The organism is Peptostreptococcus russellii, from assembly GCF_900110295.1.
GTDB classification, from domain to species: Bacteria; Bacillota; Clostridia; order Peptostreptococcales; family Peptostreptococcaceae; genus Peptostreptococcus; species Peptostreptococcus russellii_A.
The window spans coordinates 1-16,477 of the sequence record NZ_FODF01000004.1; the positions used below are offsets into that span (position 1 = coordinate 1).

Below are 16,477 nucleotides of genomic sequence, written 5' to 3' on the forward strand. Positions count from 1 at the left end.
TCATTTTCTTCTGTATCTGGAATTCCGTCTCCATCATCGTCAGTATCTGTGATGTCTGGTGTTCCATCTCCATCTGTATCTCTTTGCACTGTGACAGTAACTTCTACATTCTTTGTGGAATTACCATCTTCTGATGTTACAATTGCATGAAGTGTGATATTCTGTTCTTCGTAAGTATTTGAATCTTTATCTCCCCATGAAAGACCGTTAGGTGTTCCTGATAAATTACCATTTTCATCAATCGTCAATCCGTAGTTATTTCCTTCATCATGTACTCCTGAAATAGTAAAACCGTCTTCGTTTGCTTCAATTACCTTCGTGTTCGCTGCTACTTCCTGTCCCTCAATTTGTTTTGGTGGATTAGTAACAGTCACTTCAAAGCCTTGTACCACTTTTACAGGAACAGTAACCTCAAAAGGCTCATCTCTATCCGGTACAGTTACTAAAACAACTCCTGTTTTTTCTCCAAGTTCACTTGTGTTTGGTGTTGTTTTCCAAGAATATTTTGTACCTTCCGGCATTTTAGCTGCGTTTGCAATTCCTGATTTTGCAATAGAACTATCATCTGCTAAGTCTGTATCTTTAGTTATTTCTATTGCTTCCTTAACCGCCTTAGGAGCTTCTTTTACTGTTGCTTTTGCTTCTTCTCCCTTTGTAAATCTTGGATCTGAAGGAATAATACGAACCGTAAGTTCATCACCGACTTTGCCTAACTTACTTGGATTGTCTACATTTAATTCTAATTCTTTTATTATTGTCTTAGGCACGCCGTTTTCTTCTGCATTTAGGTTATTTATAGTTGCTACGACTTCTCCGTTTTTGTTAATAAGTTGTGCTGTATTTCCTTTTCCTGCATTTTCATTTAGTAAAACAGAAGCTTTTACCTTTTTGTCTCCACTATAAGGTGCCTTGATTTGTGGTTTACCAATATAAGGACTTTGGTTATTATTAACCTCTTCATCGTCACTCTTTCCATCACCATCAATGTCTTGAACTCTATAAAAACCAACACCGTGAGTTTTTGGAATTAATGCATTTGCTGTTTTATCAGTAAGCCATGCATGGAAAACAAAATCATCTCCAAAAGGCTCACCTTCACTTACTCCGGCTTCATTTCTAAGTTCTTCCAAAATTTGTTCCATCGGCTTATTAAGTTTGTATACATATCGTATAATTACCGGTCTTGGTGAAGCGTCAGAAAAATTAACATAGTCCTGTAGTCGATTATCTGTAAAATAACCTTTACCGTATTGTGAGTTATTTGGTCTTCTATCTATAGACAAATCCCCTACTTTTTTATTGCTTCTCCCCTCAAAGGAAAAGTCAGGCGTCACATCAGTGGCATTACCCATCTTATAAAGTTCTATCCCATCAATATATTTTACAAGTCTTGGGTCAACAGAATATTCTAAATTCCATGGCTTATTTTTTGCACTTAGAATGTAGCTTAAGTTGCTGTTTTTTGATATTTTATGATCCACAACAATTGCACCGTTGGAACTTCCAATTTTTGGATTCTTTTCGTATCTGCTTTCTACTGATGAGTGTTTAAACCAATCATTTCCAGTGGAAACTGTATTTTCAATGTTATCTTTATCAATTCCTTGCACCTTAAAAAAGCCTGTTGAATCAATTCCGGGTACAATTTTATCCTTATCTTGTTTGCTTGTAAGATAGATTCTGTAAAAAAGTTTATCACTTCTTAATTGACTATCTCCTATTTCTGCAAGAATGTCTTTTACCGGTTTTTCAAAATAGATTTTACCATTGTGTGCTGTTTGTGTATCTGTCGTCTCTCCTCCTGCAAAGATTCCATTATTACCTCTAATGTAATTAGCTACCCATATATTTTTACTTCTACCAAGTGTGTCGTTTTTTCTTTGAAAAACAATTCTTTGTGAGCTTGCACCTGCTATTCTTTTAGGCTCAACCTCAATTTTAGTTATATATTTTGCGAGCCTCTCATCAATTTGTAGGTTTACTTTCCAGTTATCTGTTGAAGCCGCAATATTATGTTTACCATACATTTCAAAGTTAGCCACTGTGGTACGATTATTCTTGGATAGATCATCTGGAGAAAATTTTAAGTCCTGAAAATTATATTTCTTGTTTGGTGCATACCCAAGCATTTCATGCTCAGTATTTCCAGATGCCGCTTTATCCGATATACTTCTAACAGCATACATAGTAGGTAATGCTACATTTTCCTGTTCTTGTTCTTCCTCATCGGCTTTATTTTCTTGTGTTTCTTGATTTGTTTCCTCAACAGTTAAACTTCCCTGCTCAGTATCTTCTCTACTTGAACTTTCCTCATTTATCCCATTCTCCTTAGATACCTTATCTAATTCTGATACTTCAGATGATTCGTCTGTGTTTTCTTCCTCCTCACTAACAACTAAACTGTTTTTTTCGTCAACAGTGGATGTCTTTACATTATTAGTTTCAATAACTTCATCATTTTCTCTTAATTCATTAACTTCCACATTGTCCGGCTTTGGAAGATTTTCTTCTAACGAATGTACCTTAATAGTGTTTTCCTCTTCAGGTTTTACTTCAGCAGCATCAACAACAACTGGCGAAACAAATATCATATATCCGAGCATACATGATACTAATCCTACAGTTAATTTTCTCATTCCATATCGTGGAGTTTTTTCATTTCCTTTTGACTTTTTCTTTTCAATTAATCTTCTTAAATTTTCCATTTCGTTCTCCTATATTACTCTTAAAAATTTCTGCTGTTTAGGTTCATTTTTACTTTTGGAAAGCTTACTCAAGAACTATCTAAATATCTGACCCCCCCCCCCGAATTTTTGAGTTTTTCAATGGTTGTAGACTTTAGTTTACTTTCTAATTCTTCTTGTAAAGATAGATAGAACCTTCTAACAGGGCAACTCCCTGTAGCATATAAACTACAATCTTCTTCATCTTCCAAACATGGATTGATTTGTATTGTAGGCTCCATGATTACAATTACATCATAAAGACTTATTTCATCAGCAGGTTTAGCTACTTGAAATCCCCCCTTAGTGCCTCTAACCATTTTTAATAATCCTGCTTTTGACAATTTCCTTAAAATCCTCATAATATAATTTTTAGAAACCTGAGTTGCTTCAGATATTTCTTCTGAAGTTACAATGTCGTTTTGTTGGCTTAAAAACATTACAATCCTGACTGCATAATCTGTTGTTTTATTTAACTGCATCTTTCACCTCTCCAATACAAAACAATATGTATTTTGTATTGTTTTAAAAAATCTTTTTACTACTTAGAACCTCTCTCCACATATTTCTCCAATATAGGGTAAAAAAGTTTCTCCTCAGCTTCTTCTCTTGCCTTCACAGCATCTTCTTTTTTTATAAAAGTTCCTAATGTATATCTCTTCCTTTTCAATGTAATGTATGCCACCCACCTTCCTTTCTTTGTTTGACTGACGCCTTTGTAACCGCTTGTATTTCTTTTGGATAATTTTGATGTCAACATTGGCGGAACTGCACCATCTATTCTTGTGAAATTATCCTGCCTCTGTAAACATCCGCAACTTTTTGTATGACCGGTTATTAAATTTCCTCTTTCTGCGTATGTATAATTGCCACAAGAACACTTGCAAAAATACTTACCTTTTTCTTCATCAAAAGATAAAACTTGCAATCTTCCTATCTTTTTTCCTAACAGATTTTGATGATCATGATTTCCACAGTCTTTAACATATCCTCTATCTAATTGCTTTTTTGTTGCTTCGATATATTCGCCACACTTCAAACACCGACATTTCCAAACTACAGTCTTATCTTTTCTTTTTTCAGTTTTACTTTCTACAATTAAGTTGTGATATTTTTTGCCCGTAATATCTGCATATCTGCTATTTATCTCTTTCATTCTGCATCCACAACTTTTTGTTCTTCCAGCTTTTAAATTAGCTATTTCTACAAAAGTTTCATTTCCACAGTCGCACTTACATCTACAGATCTTTCTGTTTTTTTCATTTCTTACAACCTCATTCACAGTCAATCTGCCGAATCTTTTGTTTATTAATTCTTTCTCAATCGGACGCATTTAAACTTAATCTCCACCTTCCTTTCAAACACCCTAAGGATGAAGCCCTGTCAAATGTTAAATTATTATGTAAATAAAAGCTCACTTTTAAGAACAGATATGTTACAATAATTATGATTAGGAATAAACTGATGATAGGAGGATAGTCCTTATAATTATTGGTGTTCTTAAAAGTGAACCATTTAGTTCATTTTTTATTTAAAATTTTGTTCTTCTAACCATTTTGAAAACATACTTGGACTTGCTTCTAACATTTTTGCTCCTTCCCTAAGCGATATTTCTCTGTTCTTCCACATTTTCGCAACCTCATAAAACTTACAAGGAAGTTCTCTTCGTGGTCTGCCAAATTTCACGCCTCGCTTTTTTGCTTCGGTGATACCTTCCATCTGTCTTTGGTGAGTATTTTCTCTTTCAATTTGTGCGACATATGATAATATCTGTAAAACTATATCGGAGATAAATTTTCCTGTTAAGTCATTTATTTTTTCTCTTGTATCAAGCAATGGGAAATCTAAAACTACAATGTCCACTTTTTTGTCTTTAGTGATTGTATTCCATTCTTGAATTATCTCTTCATAGTTTCTACCAAGTCGATCTATAGATTTTATAAATAACTCGTCTCCCTCTTTTAATTTTTTTATCAACCGATTATATTTTTTACGATTAAAATCTTTGCCACTCGCCTTATCAATATAAATATTTTTAACATCAATTCCTTCTTTAAGAATAGCTGTCAACTGACGGTCTATATTTTGTTCTTTTGTTGATACTCTGATATATCCGTATTTCATCATATCCTCCTCCTATCTTCACCACTCATATATGAAATGTTATTTAATTGTTTTAAACAACTGTTTTTTGCTTAAACTTATGATATAATGAATAAAATAGAATTTTTGCTTAAAGCTTGTTATCCAAATCATTCTTTTGTAGCAAGCACAGTAAGTGTACGGACACTTACGAAAAAATTGACGAAGCAGCCACATGTGTCTGCTTCTTTTTTTGTTAATTTTTAAGCTTGTTAGGGAGCACCCTAAGACCCCAAATACAGATAAAGGAGGAATTGTTTATGGCAAATAGAATACGAAATGAAAGACTTGAAATTAAACTAACTGAAGAAGAAAAGGCTATTTTTGTAGAGAAAAGAAAACTTGCAAAGTGCAGAAATATGAGCCACTTCATTCGTAAATGCGTTTTGGAAAAGGAAATTTATATCGTAGATTTAGAACCGTTTCGAGATTTACAAGGCTTACTATCAAATGCTACAAATAATATTAACCAGATTGCAAAACGAGTAAATTCGACAGGTATAATCTACAAAGATGACATTGATGACATAAAAAAAGAGATTGAACATTTCTCAAGAGAATTATGGAAAATTCATTCATTACTCCTAAATAGAACTTCTGGAGGTGATTAAATTTAATGGCTATCACAAAGATACACCCTATAAAATTAACCCTTAACCTTGCCATTTCATATATCATTGACGAAGAAAAAACAGATAAACAAATTTTAGTTAGCACTCATAAATGTCACGAATCAACTGCTCATACTCAATTTTTAAGAACAAGAGAACATGCAGGAACAAAAGGGACTGTACTCGCAAGACATCTTATTCAATCCTTTTTACCGGGAGAAGCAACGCCTGAAATGGCACACCAAATCGGTCTTGAATTATGTAAGAAAATATTAAAAGATCAATATGAATTTGTTTTATCTACTCATATAGACAAAGGGCATATCCATAATCATATCATCTTTAACAATGTAAATATGGTTACCGGAAAATGCTATCAATCGAACAAGAAAAGCTATCATAAAATCAGATATCAAAGCGATAAATTGTGCAAAGAAAACAATCTTTCTGTTATTGATGAGCACTACGAAATCTATAAGAAAAAGTACAAAACAAAAGGTAAGTCTTGGTATGAAAATGAACAGGCAAGGCGTGGTTCTTCTTGGAAAAGTAGACTTCAATTTGACATTGATCGTATAATAAAACAATCTCAAAATTGGGATGAATTTCTGAATAAAATGGCTGAGCTTGGTTATGAAATTAAGTATGGTAAACACATCGCTTTTAAACCAAAAGACAAGGCAAGATTTACAAGAGCAAAAACAATTGGAAAAGATTATACCGAAGAAAGATTAAAAGAACGCATTGAAAAAAGAAAAGCCATTAAGACTCCTGCCATAAAAAAACGCATTGGTACGATCATTGACATGAACACCAATACGAAGGTGAGAGAATGCAAAGGCTATGAATATTGGGCAACAAAACATAACCTTCACACAATGGCTGAATCCGTTATTTTTATTAGAGAGCATGGCATTAAATCCGTTAATCAACTTGATGAATATATTCAAAAAACAGCTGATGAAAGGCAAAATTTACAGGATGAAATAAAGTCCATTGATGAGACAATGCAAGCGTTATCTATATCTATGGAACAAGTTCATACCGTTAAAAAATACAGGGAATATTATAAAGAACATAAGGCAAATCCTTCTGATAAGGCGTTTTCCATTGAATATAAAACGCAAATTACCCTCTACGAAACTGCCCTCTCAGAGCTTAAAAAATCTTATTCTAAGTTGCCAAAATCAAAGGATATTTTAAATAGGCTTGATAAGTTACAAGAAAAAAAGAACGTCCTTATGCAAGAGTATTCTATCGCAAAATCTACTATGGACGAGCTTTATAAGATACGAAAGAATTACGGAATTTATATGGATAAGGAGATGGAGAGATAATTTTTTCTCTACCTTATTCAAAGAAAAAATCTGTCAGAAGTAACTTCCGACAGATTTTTCTGCTCTTTTATTTTTCTTTCCAATTTGTAGCTGCAACTACCATCTTATCAAGAATTTCTAAAAAAACTTTTTGATCTTCTTCAGAAACGCCAGCTAAACAAACATCTCTAAAATTCTGTACTATCTCCGTTAATTTAGTGTTTTTTAACCGACCTTTATCAGTTAGCACGAGAATTTTCTTTCGCCTGTCATTGATATCTTCTTGTCGTAATATTAAATCTTCTCTTTCTAAACGGTCAAGTATTCCTGTAACCGTTGATTCTTTCGTACCCATTAAATCAGCTAATGATTTTTGAGTAAGATTTTCTTTTTTATTTATGTAATACATAGCAATCCATTGTGATTTTGTAACGCCATGTTTAATAAGTCTGCTATTTAAAGCATCTGATAAAGTTTTAGATGCAACATTAGTTACAAATGCCACACAATGATCTAAGTCAAACAAAAATATTCCTCCGTCCTATGCCCATATCGATTTAATAATATCATCGATGTTTAAGCTTTTATATTCTTTCCCAATTAAATTGGCTCTTATCTTTTCAACTTTTTTCAAATCTAAACTATCAGTATAAACATCGACATTATCAATTATACCATTATCAATATAAATATCAAGACTTAGTGGTTTGCCTTCAACTTTCAAAATTCGCTGCATTTGTGCTTTTTCTCTTTTTCCAAATATCCATTCTTGACTTTTTAACATTTCATATATAGCAATTTCATCTGGAATTTCAGTATGCTTACTAAGTTTTGCGTATGGATACTCTTCTTTAAACGCTTCGATCAAACTACTTCTTAAGCCGCTAACAGTAATAAAAGGATTTAATTCTTTCAAATTTACAACTCGACTTTTTATAGATTTTATTCCTTTCCCAATAAATTTACTTATATCTGGCGTTAAACATTTTGAAAGCTTTTTTAGATCAAGATTGACCATTAAGGTTCCATGAATTAAGAACTTCTCTTCATCTTCAAGCCAAGCCATTCCTGAAACTTTCTTTCCATTTGACAATAAATCATTTCTGCCTTTTTTCTCTGCTTCTATACCCTCTTTTTTTAAAGCTTTTAGTATGATATTTATCCATGTGTTTATGTCTTTATTTTTCTGATTGGATATAAAAGTAAAGTTTAAATTTCCTAAATCATGGTAGACACTACCACCGCCTGTAAATCTCCTCACTGGCAGAATTTTTTGTTGGTCAATGTAAGTCAAATCAAGTTCATTATATATATTCTGATTCCTTCCCATTACAACACAAGGTTCATTTTGCCATAACAAAAAAATTATTTCATCACTCTGTAGGTTTTCAAAATAACTATATTCTCTTGAAATATTAGTGTAGGGATTTTTTGAATCCAGTATAACAATTTTCACCTTCATTACATATGTACTCCTCTCCCAATTAAATCAAGTGCTGCTTCATGGATTACCTCTGCCGTTGTCGGATGAGCAAAAACGGTTTGAGTTAATTGTTTGATTGAAATATTATTTTTCATTGCAATCGTGATACTGGAAATTAATGTAGACGCATCTGCTCCGCATATGACAGCTCCTAATATCTCATCTTTCTCAGATGCCAATAATTTTATAAATCCTTTGTTTTGATTCATGGTAAGTGCCTTACCATTTGCAACAAATTCAAACTTCGAAACCCTGTATTTTAAATTTTTATTTTTTAAATCTTGTTCACTATGTCCTACAACTGCTATTTCCGGATTTGTATATACAACTGATGGAACATGGATATTTTTAATCTCTCTTTTTTCCCCAAATATATGATCAACTGCTATAAAAGCTTCATGTGATGCTAAATGAGCTAATTTTAGTTTAGACGACACATCACCAATTGCGTATACATTCGATAAATTAGTTTGCTTATATTCATTTACTATTATGTTACCACTTTTTTCATTTATCTTTATGGATGTATTTTCAATTCCAAGTCCATCAATATTTGCCTTTCTTCCTGTTGACATTAAAACTTTATCAGCAATTGAATAATATAACTTGCCATCTTTTTCAAAATTAACTATATACTTATTTTCTAAAGTTTCTTTAATACTTATTACCTTACTGGAAATACTTATCTGAATATCTTTTTCTTCACATATACTTTCAATTAATTCTCCTGCATCTTGGTCAAACATTGGTAAAAGCCTATCTTGAAACTCAACAACATGCACCTTTGAGCCAAATGTATTGTAAACAAAGGCAAATTCTAATCCAATTACCCCTCCTCCAATTATCAGAAGATTTTCTGGTATTTCATTTAAATTTAAAGCTTCTGTTGAATCAATTACACCATCTAAATTATGCCCTTCTACTTTTAATATGCTTGGCTGAGAACCTGTGGCAATAATGATATTTTTCGCTTTTACCATTTTATTCCCTACTTTTACTAATTTGTCATTTATAAATTCAGCCTGTCCATAAAAAAGTTCTATATCGTTCTTATTTATCAAATATTCTATACCTGAAACTAATGTGTCTACCACATCATTTTTTCTTTGTACAACTTTTTCAATATTTACAGAAGAACTAAAATCTCCTTCTATCCCAAACATTTCCATTTCCTTTAGGGAATCATAAAAATGAGCCGATTGAACCATAGACTTTGTCGGAATACATCCTATATTCAAACAAGTTCCTCCAAGTCTATCTTTTTCAACCAATCCAACATCTAATCCTCTTTTTCGAGCGTAAATTGCTGCAACATATCCTCCGGGACCAGAACCTATAATCAGCAAATCTTTTTCGAGCGTCTCTTCAGAGTTATTTTTTTCAAAACTCTGTATTTTTTCCACTCTTTGAACATTTGGTTCCGGGTTTAGTTGCATATTTTCATCAATTAAGATTAATATTTCGTTAGATGCTACCTCTTGACCTTCTTCTACGAGTATTTCTTTAATATATCCAGATATGCTTGCTCTTATTTGACGATTTCCTTTTGCTGTTTCTACTTGACATAATACTTGATCTTTTTCAACTTTTTCTCCAACATCGATATCTATTTTACCTACAACACCAAGTTTTTTCCCCGGAATAATTGGTACTATTATTTCAACCATGACAATACATCCTTTCAAAAATAAAGGAGCTGTTACCACGAACAGCTCCAAACAAATTATTCTGCAACAACTTTTGCTAGTTTCAATGGTACACCGTTTTGTAAACAATCACCAACTGGGCATCTGGATTCAATGAAATCAGCGTAATTTTCCAATTCTTCTTGACTCGCATTTGATTTAAAATGCATAGAATAACGAATTTCTTGATATCCATTTCTTACATTTTCATTAAGTCCCATAAACCCGTCAGGATCTAAATCCCCTTCAAGTTCTACATGAAAGCCTTCAAGATTGATTCCATTAGCTTCTGCAAATGCAAATGCGACTATTGATTGGCAAGAACCTAATGCACACAATAACGCTTCAACTGGATTCATTCCTGTATTTGTTCCTCCCAATTCTTCAGGTTCATCCATTATAAGTTTAAATCCTCTGGCTTCTGATTCAACTTGTAAGCCTTCTGTTGTTTTTCTTGCAATTACTTTAAAAGTCTCTTTCATTTTGCACTCCTTTCCCAACAACACATTCCTTAGCTAACTAATACTTAGTACACTAAGTATTCTTTGTTTTAAGATATCTCATTGTGCTGCAATTGTCAAGTCCTTTTAACACATTTTATCTGTATTATAACAAAAACGGTACAGTTATAAGAAACCATACCGTTTACCATAAATATCAATCCCAATCATATTTCTTGGAAAATTCTTCCCACGATTTAGAAAATTCTTTGTTTTTAAAAGCCTCTTTAAGACCAGAAAGTTGCTTCAATCGAAATACTTCATCGCCATCCATTCCCAACATTTCTGCAATCTCTGCATCTGTCTTACCTTCTCCAACTAACCTTATAACTATTTTTGACATATCTAATACTTGATGTGTACCTCTCGCACGATTAAATTGAACAGTTGCAGCTATCCTTTTAACAATATCATGTTTTAGTACAACTATTGGTATTTCCTTTAAATTTAACTTCTTTGCAACTGTATAACGATGAAAGCCGTCTACAATACAGTACATGTTATTTTCATCCTTTATGACTGCTATTGGATAACAAAATCCATTTTCTATAATTGATGTTTCCAATAATTTCATTTCAGGTGCTGCAACTATATTAGGGTTATAATCGTTAGCATAAACTTCATCTATTGGAACTAATTTTGCTTCTAACGCTAACATTTTAATCTCTTCTGCCATTTTCCTTTAACCTCTCATCAAAATATATTATCTTATTCTCTGTTTCATCTTTTTCTAACATCGCCTTTAATTCTGCGTCATCTCTTTTGGTTTGTGAAAACGATAATCCTCTACCATAGTAATCATTTTTTAAAATCATTTTTGCACATCTTCTCCATGAAGCTACTTTCTTTTTAGATTCTAAGTATTTCGGTGCAAAATCCTGCATTGGGATCCCTTTTTTCACTTCATACCATTCAATAAACCTTTCTATTTTTCTCGCATAGTGAATCATTAAGTCATAATTTTTAATCCCTATACTCTCCAATAAAAAGATTGTGTACTCTTGCCATGTTAAATGCTTGGGTTTTTCCAACTTCATATACCCAAGGGCTAAACTTTTAGCATAAATATTGCCAAAATTTACTCCACCAACTCTTATTAAAAGTTTAGACCAAGTTTCCGGTTCAATAGCTTTAAATTGACTTAGACCTTTTCTTTGGTCATCACCATACGGTTGACAAATTCTTGCTTCATGAATGGAAAGTCCAGATTTGTAAAAAAGCTCATAAAGTTGATTATATTTTAAATCAAGTTGAGAAACAGCAATCCAAATGTCTCTTGTTTGCCAATCATAAATTGGATAAAAATTATAAATTGGAAGGTGTAAATCATTTTGGACAAGTGTTGTCCAGTTATAATCTTCCCACTTTTCTTTTCTAAGTGATACAATCGTTCTAAAACGATTAAAACTTTCATTTGTCCTAATACCAACCCCACACATCACTGGCTTGTTATGCTTTTTTTGGTACCATTTTGCAAATGCAACGATAAAAGTTTCAAATTGCATTCCGCTAATAAAAAAATCCCAACCATACTTTGTGAGATAATTCGTTTCATTAATACACTCTTTTGGCATATCTCTTATCCAGAACTCTTTCTGTCTTTTATCCCAACAAATCCAATGTGTACTTAATTGACTTACTGCATTTCTTAAAACTAAAGGTAAACAAACCCAATAAAATTCATTAATCTGACTTAGTTTTTTGAGCTCATTTACATGATCGATAGTGTATTGATAATTACCTTCTAAATCAATGAATAATACATCAAATTTCTTGTTTTTCTCCTTTGCAACCATATTTGCCAATTGTAACATTACGGAACTGTCTTTACCACCAGAAAACGAAAAGTATACAGCAAAGTCCTGTGAGAAAATTTTTTCTAATCTTTCAAGTGCAGCGGTATAGACATTTTTCTCTAAATAAATCTTTCCCAAAACATATCACCTCCATAGAAAAAACATAATTGATATATACTTGCATTTAAAAGTCAATATTACAAAAAGCTTTTATATGTATTATACCATATAAAAAACTTTTTAAATTTTTCACATATATGTTCAAATTATCTATTTCATTTCTAATATAAAAAAAGCTCACACAATCGTCTTTTTAGTGCGAGCTTTTTAAAGTGTTTTTCCTTTAAATCTTTAATTAAAATCAAATTTCACTATCTTATAACTGTTACTCTTTTATCTATTTCTTCTTTTTCTTTTTTATCAGGTTCACTGACAATACCTCCAAACGGCATCTGAGCAACTAATTTATAATTTTCAGGTATATTAAAAATTCCCTTTACTTTTGCATCTATTACAGGATTATAATGTTGAAGTGAAGCTCCAATATTCAGCTCTCTTAGTGCAGACCAAACAGAAAGCTGCAACATTCCATTTGCCTGATTTGCCCAAATAGGGAAATTATCTGCATAAGTGCTAAACTGCTCCTGCATTTTTTTAACAGTTTCCTCGTCATATAAAAACAGTATCGTTCCTGCTCCTGCTTTAAACGAATCGATCTTTTCTCTTGGTACTTTTCCCTCAAAAACATTGTAAATTTCATCCCATAGCTGATCATGTTTTTCGCCAAAGGCAAGTACCACTCTCGCACTTTTCATATTGAATGCATCTGGTACTAACTCTGTAACTTCTTTAATCTTTTCTTCAATTTCTTTTTCTAAAACCGGTATGTTCTTATCAATGTTATAATATGTTCTTCTATTTGCTAATGATTTTATAATGCTCATAACTACCTCCTATTTTGATAATACATCTAAATATTCTTCTTTTCGTTCAAACTCTCTTTTGGCAAAAGGGCACAAAGGTATAATTTTTATATTGCCTTTTCTTGCCTCATCGACCAGTTTAGCAACTAACTTAGTCGCAATTCCCTGTCCTCCATAGTTGCCTTCAACAAAAGTATGATCTATAATCCATAGTTTGTTCGACTTAGAGTATGTGCTTTCACCAATGAATTTTTCATCATCATATGCAGCTGCTCTATTTTTTTGTTGTTCATAAACGATTTTTACCACTCCTTGCTACCTCCTTTTTTTAATTTATAACTTAAAGCCCCAGAAGGACATTTATCTATAACTTTTATGATATCTTCTTCTCTTCCATTTTCAGGAATAATCCATGGCTTTCTTCCTACCTCAAATACCTTAGGTGCCCCATGCACACATTTGCCTGCATGTTGACATATATCAGGTTTCCAAAAAATTTTTAGATTTTCTGTTTCATAACTCTTTTCCATTAATATTTACCCCTTTTTCATCATGCTTTTTTCCAGTCTACTATCCGGCACTACCCAAATTAAAGCGATTACAATATATATTAAATACGATATGATCGGAAAATAAAAAGCAAAAATAATAGCGACAGCGTATGCAAAAATAGAGATTTTGCCCTTTAAATCATTTCCTATGTTTTGAGAAATTTCAGAATTATCTCCATTTATTTTAATAACTTCCGATTGAACAATATTGTATGAAACCGCACACATAAAAAGTATCATTCCATAAAACAAAGCGGGTAAGCTTTCATAGGGATTTAACCCCATCCACTCAGTTGCCATTGGAATTAGCGACATCCAAAATATCCAGTGGAGATTTTTCCATAATAATCTACCAGATACCGAATCGGTCATATTAATTAAATGATGGTGATTCGCCCAATATATTCCAACATAGATAAAGCTTAGAATGTATGCTAAAAATGTTGGAAAAACCTCTTTTACTGCGTCAAGTGTCAAACTTTCTGGTGCATTAAGCTTTAATACCATAATAGTTATGACAATTGCTAATACGCCATCGCTAAAAGCTTCCATTCTACCTTTACTCATCACACTTTCCTTACTTTAATACTCTACTTTTTCTTTGATGAAAGTGTTATTTCTAAGTTCTATAAATGCCTTCTGTACTTCTTCTTGTGTATTCATTACAATTGGACCTGCCCATGCAACCGGTTCATTTAAAGCTCTCGAATTTATATATAAAACCTGAGCATTCTGTTCTCCATTTTTAATTGTAAGACTATCCCCTTCTGTTAATTTAACAGCAGTTTTTTCTTCTATATGCTCATCATTAATATAAACATTACCTAAAAGAGTAAAAATCATTACTGAGTCTTTTTCCCCCATAGTAAGTGTAATTTCACTATTAGCGTTTAGATGAATATCATAATAGTCCATAGGAAGATAATCCCCTTTATAGCCTTGATACTCTCCATAAGTTCCTGCTAAAAGCCTTATCTTTCCGCCATCTATCTCTATTTCATCTATCTCATCATTTTTAATACTATTGTAGCTTGGTTTACTCATTTTATCTTTTGATGGTAAGTTTAACCATAATTGGACGCCTAAAAGCCTTTCCGCAGCTGGAACCATTTCTTCATGCATAATACCTGAACCAGAATTCATCCATTGAACTTCCCCATCTGAAATACCATCTTCATTACCTAAACTATCCCTATGAACCATCTTGCCTCTTGAAACATAACTGATTGTTTCAATTCCCCTATGTGGATGCATCGGAAACCCCGCCGTATAATCATCCGGATTTGTGCTGTCAAAAGAATCGAGCATTAAAATAGGATCAAATTCTTTTGTTGTCTGATTACCCAAAACTCTTACTAAGTTCACTCCTGCACCATCTCTTGTTCTAAAGCCTCTTACCTTTGTCTTAACTTTTCTTTTCATCTAATTTCCCTCCTATTTTCTTCAAAAGGTATACCAATTTTTCCTTTTCTTCTTGATCTAAAACTTCCATGCTCTCTGCTATCATCGCTTCGTTTTTAGGTGCGACTTTGCTAATAACATCGTACCCTTCTTTTGTCAAACGCAGTATACAGACACGCCTGTCTTTTTCATCAGGAAGTCTTTCAACATAGTTCATTTTTACTAAATTATTGACTATAAGAGGTATGGTTCCTACACTACTTAATATCCTTTCCCTTACCTCTCCTACGCTCATGTCCCCCTTGCTGTAAAGAGCTTCTAAAACCATAAACTGACTAAAAGTTAAATTGTATTCTGCTGCTATTTTAGATGTTTTTTTATCTAAAGTATTTACATTTCTGTGAAGTCCAATTAAAATCTTCATCTCTGTTCTCCCCAAAAATTATTCACCTCCTCATGTAATATATATCTAAATAGATATTATCTATTTAGATATATATTACCGCATTTTTCCCCTTTTGTAAATAGTAGCTTGTTATTTATTGATAATATCATTGTTATTTATTTCTTAAAACTCACAAAAAAAATGGTGTAGCCATATGGCTACACCATTTTTTTAAGTTATATATATTTAAAAATTACAGTCATAATATTGCTTCAACTACTTTATTATCTTTCAGTTTCTTTTAGAACTTCTTTTCTTTCTTTTGGTTTTCCTTTATCTTCCGCCTGATATTTTTTGATAGCTCCAAGTACAGATTCTTTCTTTTCTTCCTGTCCTTTCATCTGTTCCTTTGCCTTTAACAGTTTTGAAGAAAGTATTCTGATATTGCTATGCTCCTTGCCGTTATCATCAATAGAAGTTCTGATTTGTCCAAAGAGCTTAACAAAATCTCCCTGCTTAAAGTCCTTTGGAATATCACTTTTTTCTCCGTAAGCTGAGCAATTACGATATACCTTATTCCCCTCATCATCTTTGGATACTACAGAGAAGTTCGCTACCTTAAAGGCTTCTCCATTCTTATTTTCCCTTTCAACTACATCGACCTCTCCAACGATATTTCCTACAATATTGATAAGATTATCCTTTTCTTCCTGAACATAAGGTAAGTCTTTTATCTGCCCCTGTTCCCTTAAATCCTCAATCATATAGTCAAATTCCTCATGTAACAAATTAAGGCTGTCATTGTCCATATAAGCGTCATAGAGCTTATCTAAAGCACTTTCATCGTTGATACCTTTCTCCATGCTTATAATCGCCTTTACAAAGTCCTTATGGTTATTACTTACCATATCTTCTATTTGATTTCTCATTGTTTTGTAATCCATGTTTTTATCTCCTTTCA

The 16,477-nt window shown here is 32.5% G+C and carries 19 protein-coding genes; 2 read left to right on the forward strand and 17 right to left on the reverse strand.

All coding sequences use genetic code 11. From position 1 onward, the window contains the following. From BMY82_RS03385 to BMY82_RS03400, 4 genes are all read right to left on the reverse strand, one after another. A partial coding sequence (locus BMY82_RS03385) for a Rib/alpha-like domain-containing protein (protein ID WP_144019714.1) occupies positions 1 to 2,705 on the reverse strand: 2,705 nt, incomplete at its 3' end. 68 nt (positions 2,706 to 2,773) lie between these two features. After that, positions 2,774 to 3,205 (reverse strand): RrF2 family transcriptional regulator, encoded by a 432-nt coding sequence (locus tag BMY82_RS03390; RefSeq protein ID WP_091974671.1) that lies wholly within the window; start codon positions 3,203 to 3,205, stop codon positions 2,774 to 2,776. Between the two features lie 59 nt (positions 3,206 to 3,264). Further along, the gene (locus BMY82_RS03395; RefSeq protein ID WP_091974673.1) at positions 3,265 to 4,056 is read right to left on the reverse strand and encodes an AP2/ERF family transcription factor; all 792 of its coding nucleotides are present in this window, start codon (positions 4,054 to 4,056) and stop codon (positions 3,265 to 3,267) included. 194 nt (positions 4,057 to 4,250) lie between these two features. Next, positions 4,251 to 4,847, reverse strand: coding sequence for a recombinase family protein (locus BMY82_RS03400; protein ID WP_091974955.1), 597 nt, complete (start codon positions 4,845 to 4,847; stop codon positions 4,251 to 4,253). A 278-nt stretch (positions 4,848 to 5,125) separates the two neighbouring features. Here BMY82_RS03400 and BMY82_RS03405 point away from each other — a divergent pair, with 278 nt between their 5' ends. Together BMY82_RS03405 and BMY82_RS03410 are read left to right on the forward strand one after the other, a co-directional pair. Beyond that, positions 5,126 to 5,476 (forward strand): plasmid mobilization protein, encoded by a 351-nt coding sequence (locus BMY82_RS03405; RefSeq protein ID WP_091974675.1) that lies wholly within the window; start codon positions 5,126 to 5,128, stop codon positions 5,474 to 5,476. Positions 5,477 to 5,481: 5 nt separating this feature from the next. Beyond that, entirely contained in the window at positions 5,482 to 6,813 is a 1,332-nt protein-coding gene (locus BMY82_RS03410) for a relaxase/mobilization nuclease domain-containing protein (RefSeq protein WP_091974677.1), read from the forward strand. A 67-nt stretch (positions 6,814 to 6,880) separates the two neighbouring features. Here BMY82_RS03410 and BMY82_RS03415 read toward each other — a convergent pair whose 3' ends face one another. The 13 genes from BMY82_RS03415 to BMY82_RS03475 form a co-directional block, all read right to left on the reverse strand. Next, positions 6,881 to 7,318: a MarR family winged helix-turn-helix transcriptional regulator gene (locus BMY82_RS03415; protein ID WP_091974679.1), complete on the reverse strand. Its 438-nt coding sequence runs from the start codon at positions 7,316 to 7,318 to the stop codon at positions 6,881 to 6,883. 15 nt (positions 7,319 to 7,333) lie between these two features. Further along, positions 7,334 to 8,254, reverse strand: a complete 921-nt coding sequence (locus BMY82_RS03420; RefSeq protein ID WP_091974681.1) for a lipoate--protein ligase — start codon at positions 8,252 to 8,254, stop codon at positions 7,334 to 7,336. Continuing rightward, positions 8,254 to 9,942 carry a dihydrolipoyl dehydrogenase gene (lpdA, locus tag BMY82_RS03425; protein WP_091974683.1) on the reverse strand — a complete coding sequence of 563 codons (1,689 nt, stop codon included), beginning with the start codon at positions 9,940 to 9,942 and terminating at the stop codon, positions 8,254 to 8,256. The genes BMY82_RS03420 and lpdA overlap by 1 nt, the downstream gene beginning before the upstream one ends. A 56-nt stretch (positions 9,943 to 9,998) precedes the next feature. Next, positions 9,999 to 10,442, reverse strand: coding sequence for an OsmC family protein (locus tag BMY82_RS03430; RefSeq protein WP_091974685.1), 444 nt, complete (start codon positions 10,440 to 10,442; stop codon positions 9,999 to 10,001). A gap of 175 nt (positions 10,443 to 10,617) precedes the next feature. After that, the gene (locus BMY82_RS03435) at positions 10,618 to 11,136 is read right to left on the reverse strand and encodes a ParB N-terminal domain-containing protein (protein WP_091974687.1); all 519 of its coding nucleotides are present in this window, start codon (positions 11,134 to 11,136) and stop codon (positions 10,618 to 10,620) included. Further along, positions 11,120 to 12,394 (reverse strand): DUF3440 domain-containing protein, encoded by a 1,275-nt coding sequence (locus BMY82_RS03440; RefSeq protein ID WP_091974689.1) that lies wholly within the window; start codon positions 12,392 to 12,394, stop codon positions 11,120 to 11,122. Before BMY82_RS03440 ends, BMY82_RS03435 begins: the two co-directional genes overlap by 17 nt. Positions 12,395 to 12,627: 233 nt before the next feature. Next, positions 12,628 to 13,200 (reverse strand): nitroreductase family protein, encoded by a 573-nt coding sequence (locus BMY82_RS03445; RefSeq protein ID WP_091974691.1) that lies wholly within the window; start codon positions 13,198 to 13,200, stop codon positions 12,628 to 12,630. Between the two features lie 9 nt (positions 13,201 to 13,209). Beyond that, a complete protein-coding gene (locus tag BMY82_RS03450; RefSeq protein WP_242938903.1) occupies positions 13,210 to 13,488 on the reverse strand; it encodes a GNAT family N-acetyltransferase in 279 nt (92 codons plus the stop codon). Next, complete coding sequence (locus BMY82_RS03455) at positions 13,482 to 13,709, reverse strand: (4Fe-4S)-binding protein (RefSeq protein ID WP_022156143.1); 228 nt, start codon at positions 13,707 to 13,709, stop codon at positions 13,482 to 13,484. The genes BMY82_RS03450 and BMY82_RS03455 overlap by 7 nt, the downstream gene beginning before the upstream one ends. A 6-nt stretch (positions 13,710 to 13,715) precedes the next feature. Further along, the gene (locus tag BMY82_RS03460) at positions 13,716 to 14,297 is read right to left on the reverse strand and encodes a TMEM175 family protein (protein ID WP_091974693.1); all 582 of its coding nucleotides are present in this window, start codon (positions 14,295 to 14,297) and stop codon (positions 13,716 to 13,718) included. Between the two features lie 15 nt (positions 14,298 to 14,312). Next, positions 14,313 to 15,152 (reverse strand): pirin family protein, encoded by an 840-nt coding sequence (locus tag BMY82_RS03465; protein ID WP_091974695.1) that lies wholly within the window; start codon positions 15,150 to 15,152, stop codon positions 14,313 to 14,315. Then, positions 15,136 to 15,555, reverse strand: coding sequence for a MarR family winged helix-turn-helix transcriptional regulator (locus BMY82_RS03470; RefSeq protein ID WP_180366720.1), 420 nt, complete (start codon positions 15,553 to 15,555; stop codon positions 15,136 to 15,138). Before BMY82_RS03470 ends, BMY82_RS03465 begins: the two co-directional genes overlap by 17 nt. Before the next feature lie 245 nt (positions 15,556 to 15,800). Beyond that, positions 15,801 to 16,460 carry a DNA-binding protein gene (locus BMY82_RS03475; protein WP_091974699.1) on the reverse strand — a complete coding sequence of 220 codons (660 nt, stop codon included), beginning with the start codon at positions 16,458 to 16,460 and terminating at the stop codon, positions 15,801 to 15,803. Positions 16,461 to 16,477: the final 17 nt, after the last annotated feature.

What these genes read in the sequence shown, in the direction of transcription:
- lpdA (WP_091974683.1), bottom strand. Translation starts at nt 9,942, where the DNA reads ATGGTTGAAATAATAGTACCAATTATTCCGGGGAAAAAACTTGGTGTT.
- BMY82_RS03465 (WP_091974695.1), bottom strand. Translation starts at nt 15,152, where the DNA reads ATGAAAAGAAAAGTTAAGACAAAGGTAAGAGGCTTTAGAACAAGAGAT.
- BMY82_RS03400 (WP_091974955.1), bottom strand. Translation starts at nt 4,847, where the DNA reads ATGAAATACGGATATATCAGAGTATCAACAAAAGAACAAAATATAGAC.
- BMY82_RS03395 (WP_091974673.1), bottom strand. Translation starts at nt 4,056, where the DNA reads ATGCGTCCGATTGAGAAAGAATTAATAAACAAAAGATTCGGCAGATTG.
- BMY82_RS03390 (WP_091974671.1), bottom strand. Translation starts at nt 3,205, where the DNA reads ATGCAGTTAAATAAAACAACAGATTATGCAGTCAGGATTGTAATGTTT.
- BMY82_RS03460 (WP_091974693.1), bottom strand. Translation starts at nt 14,297, where the DNA reads ATGAGTAAAGGTAGAATGGAAGCTTTTAGCGATGGCGTATTAGCAATT.
- BMY82_RS03470 (WP_180366720.1), bottom strand. Translation starts at nt 15,555, where the DNA reads ATGAAGATTTTAATTGGACTTCACAGAAATGTAAATACTTTAGATAAA.
- BMY82_RS03475 (WP_091974699.1), bottom strand. Translation starts at nt 16,460, where the DNA reads ATGGATTACAAAACAATGAGAAATCAAATAGAAGATATGGTAAGTAAT.
- BMY82_RS03410 (WP_091974677.1), top strand. Translation starts at nt 5,482, where the DNA reads ATGGCTATCACAAAGATACACCCTATAAAATTAACCCTTAACCTTGCC.
- BMY82_RS03435 (WP_091974687.1), bottom strand. Translation starts at nt 11,136, where the DNA reads ATGGCAGAAGAGATTAAAATGTTAGCGTTAGAAGCAAAATTAGTTCCA.
- BMY82_RS03445 (WP_091974691.1), bottom strand. Translation starts at nt 13,200, where the DNA reads ATGAGCATTATAAAATCATTAGCAAATAGAAGAACATATTATAACATT.
- BMY82_RS03430 (WP_091974685.1), bottom strand. Translation starts at nt 10,442, where the DNA reads ATGAAAGAGACTTTTAAAGTAATTGCAAGAAAAACAACAGAAGGCTTA.
- BMY82_RS03420 (WP_091974681.1), bottom strand. Translation starts at nt 8,254, where the DNA reads ATGAAGGTGAAAATTGTTATACTGGATTCAAAAAATCCCTACACTAAT.
- BMY82_RS03455 (WP_022156143.1), bottom strand. Translation starts at nt 13,709, where the DNA reads ATGGAAAAGAGTTATGAAACAGAAAATCTAAAAATTTTTTGGAAACCT.
- BMY82_RS03405 (WP_091974675.1), top strand. Translation starts at nt 5,126, where the DNA reads ATGGCAAATAGAATACGAAATGAAAGACTTGAAATTAAACTAACTGAA.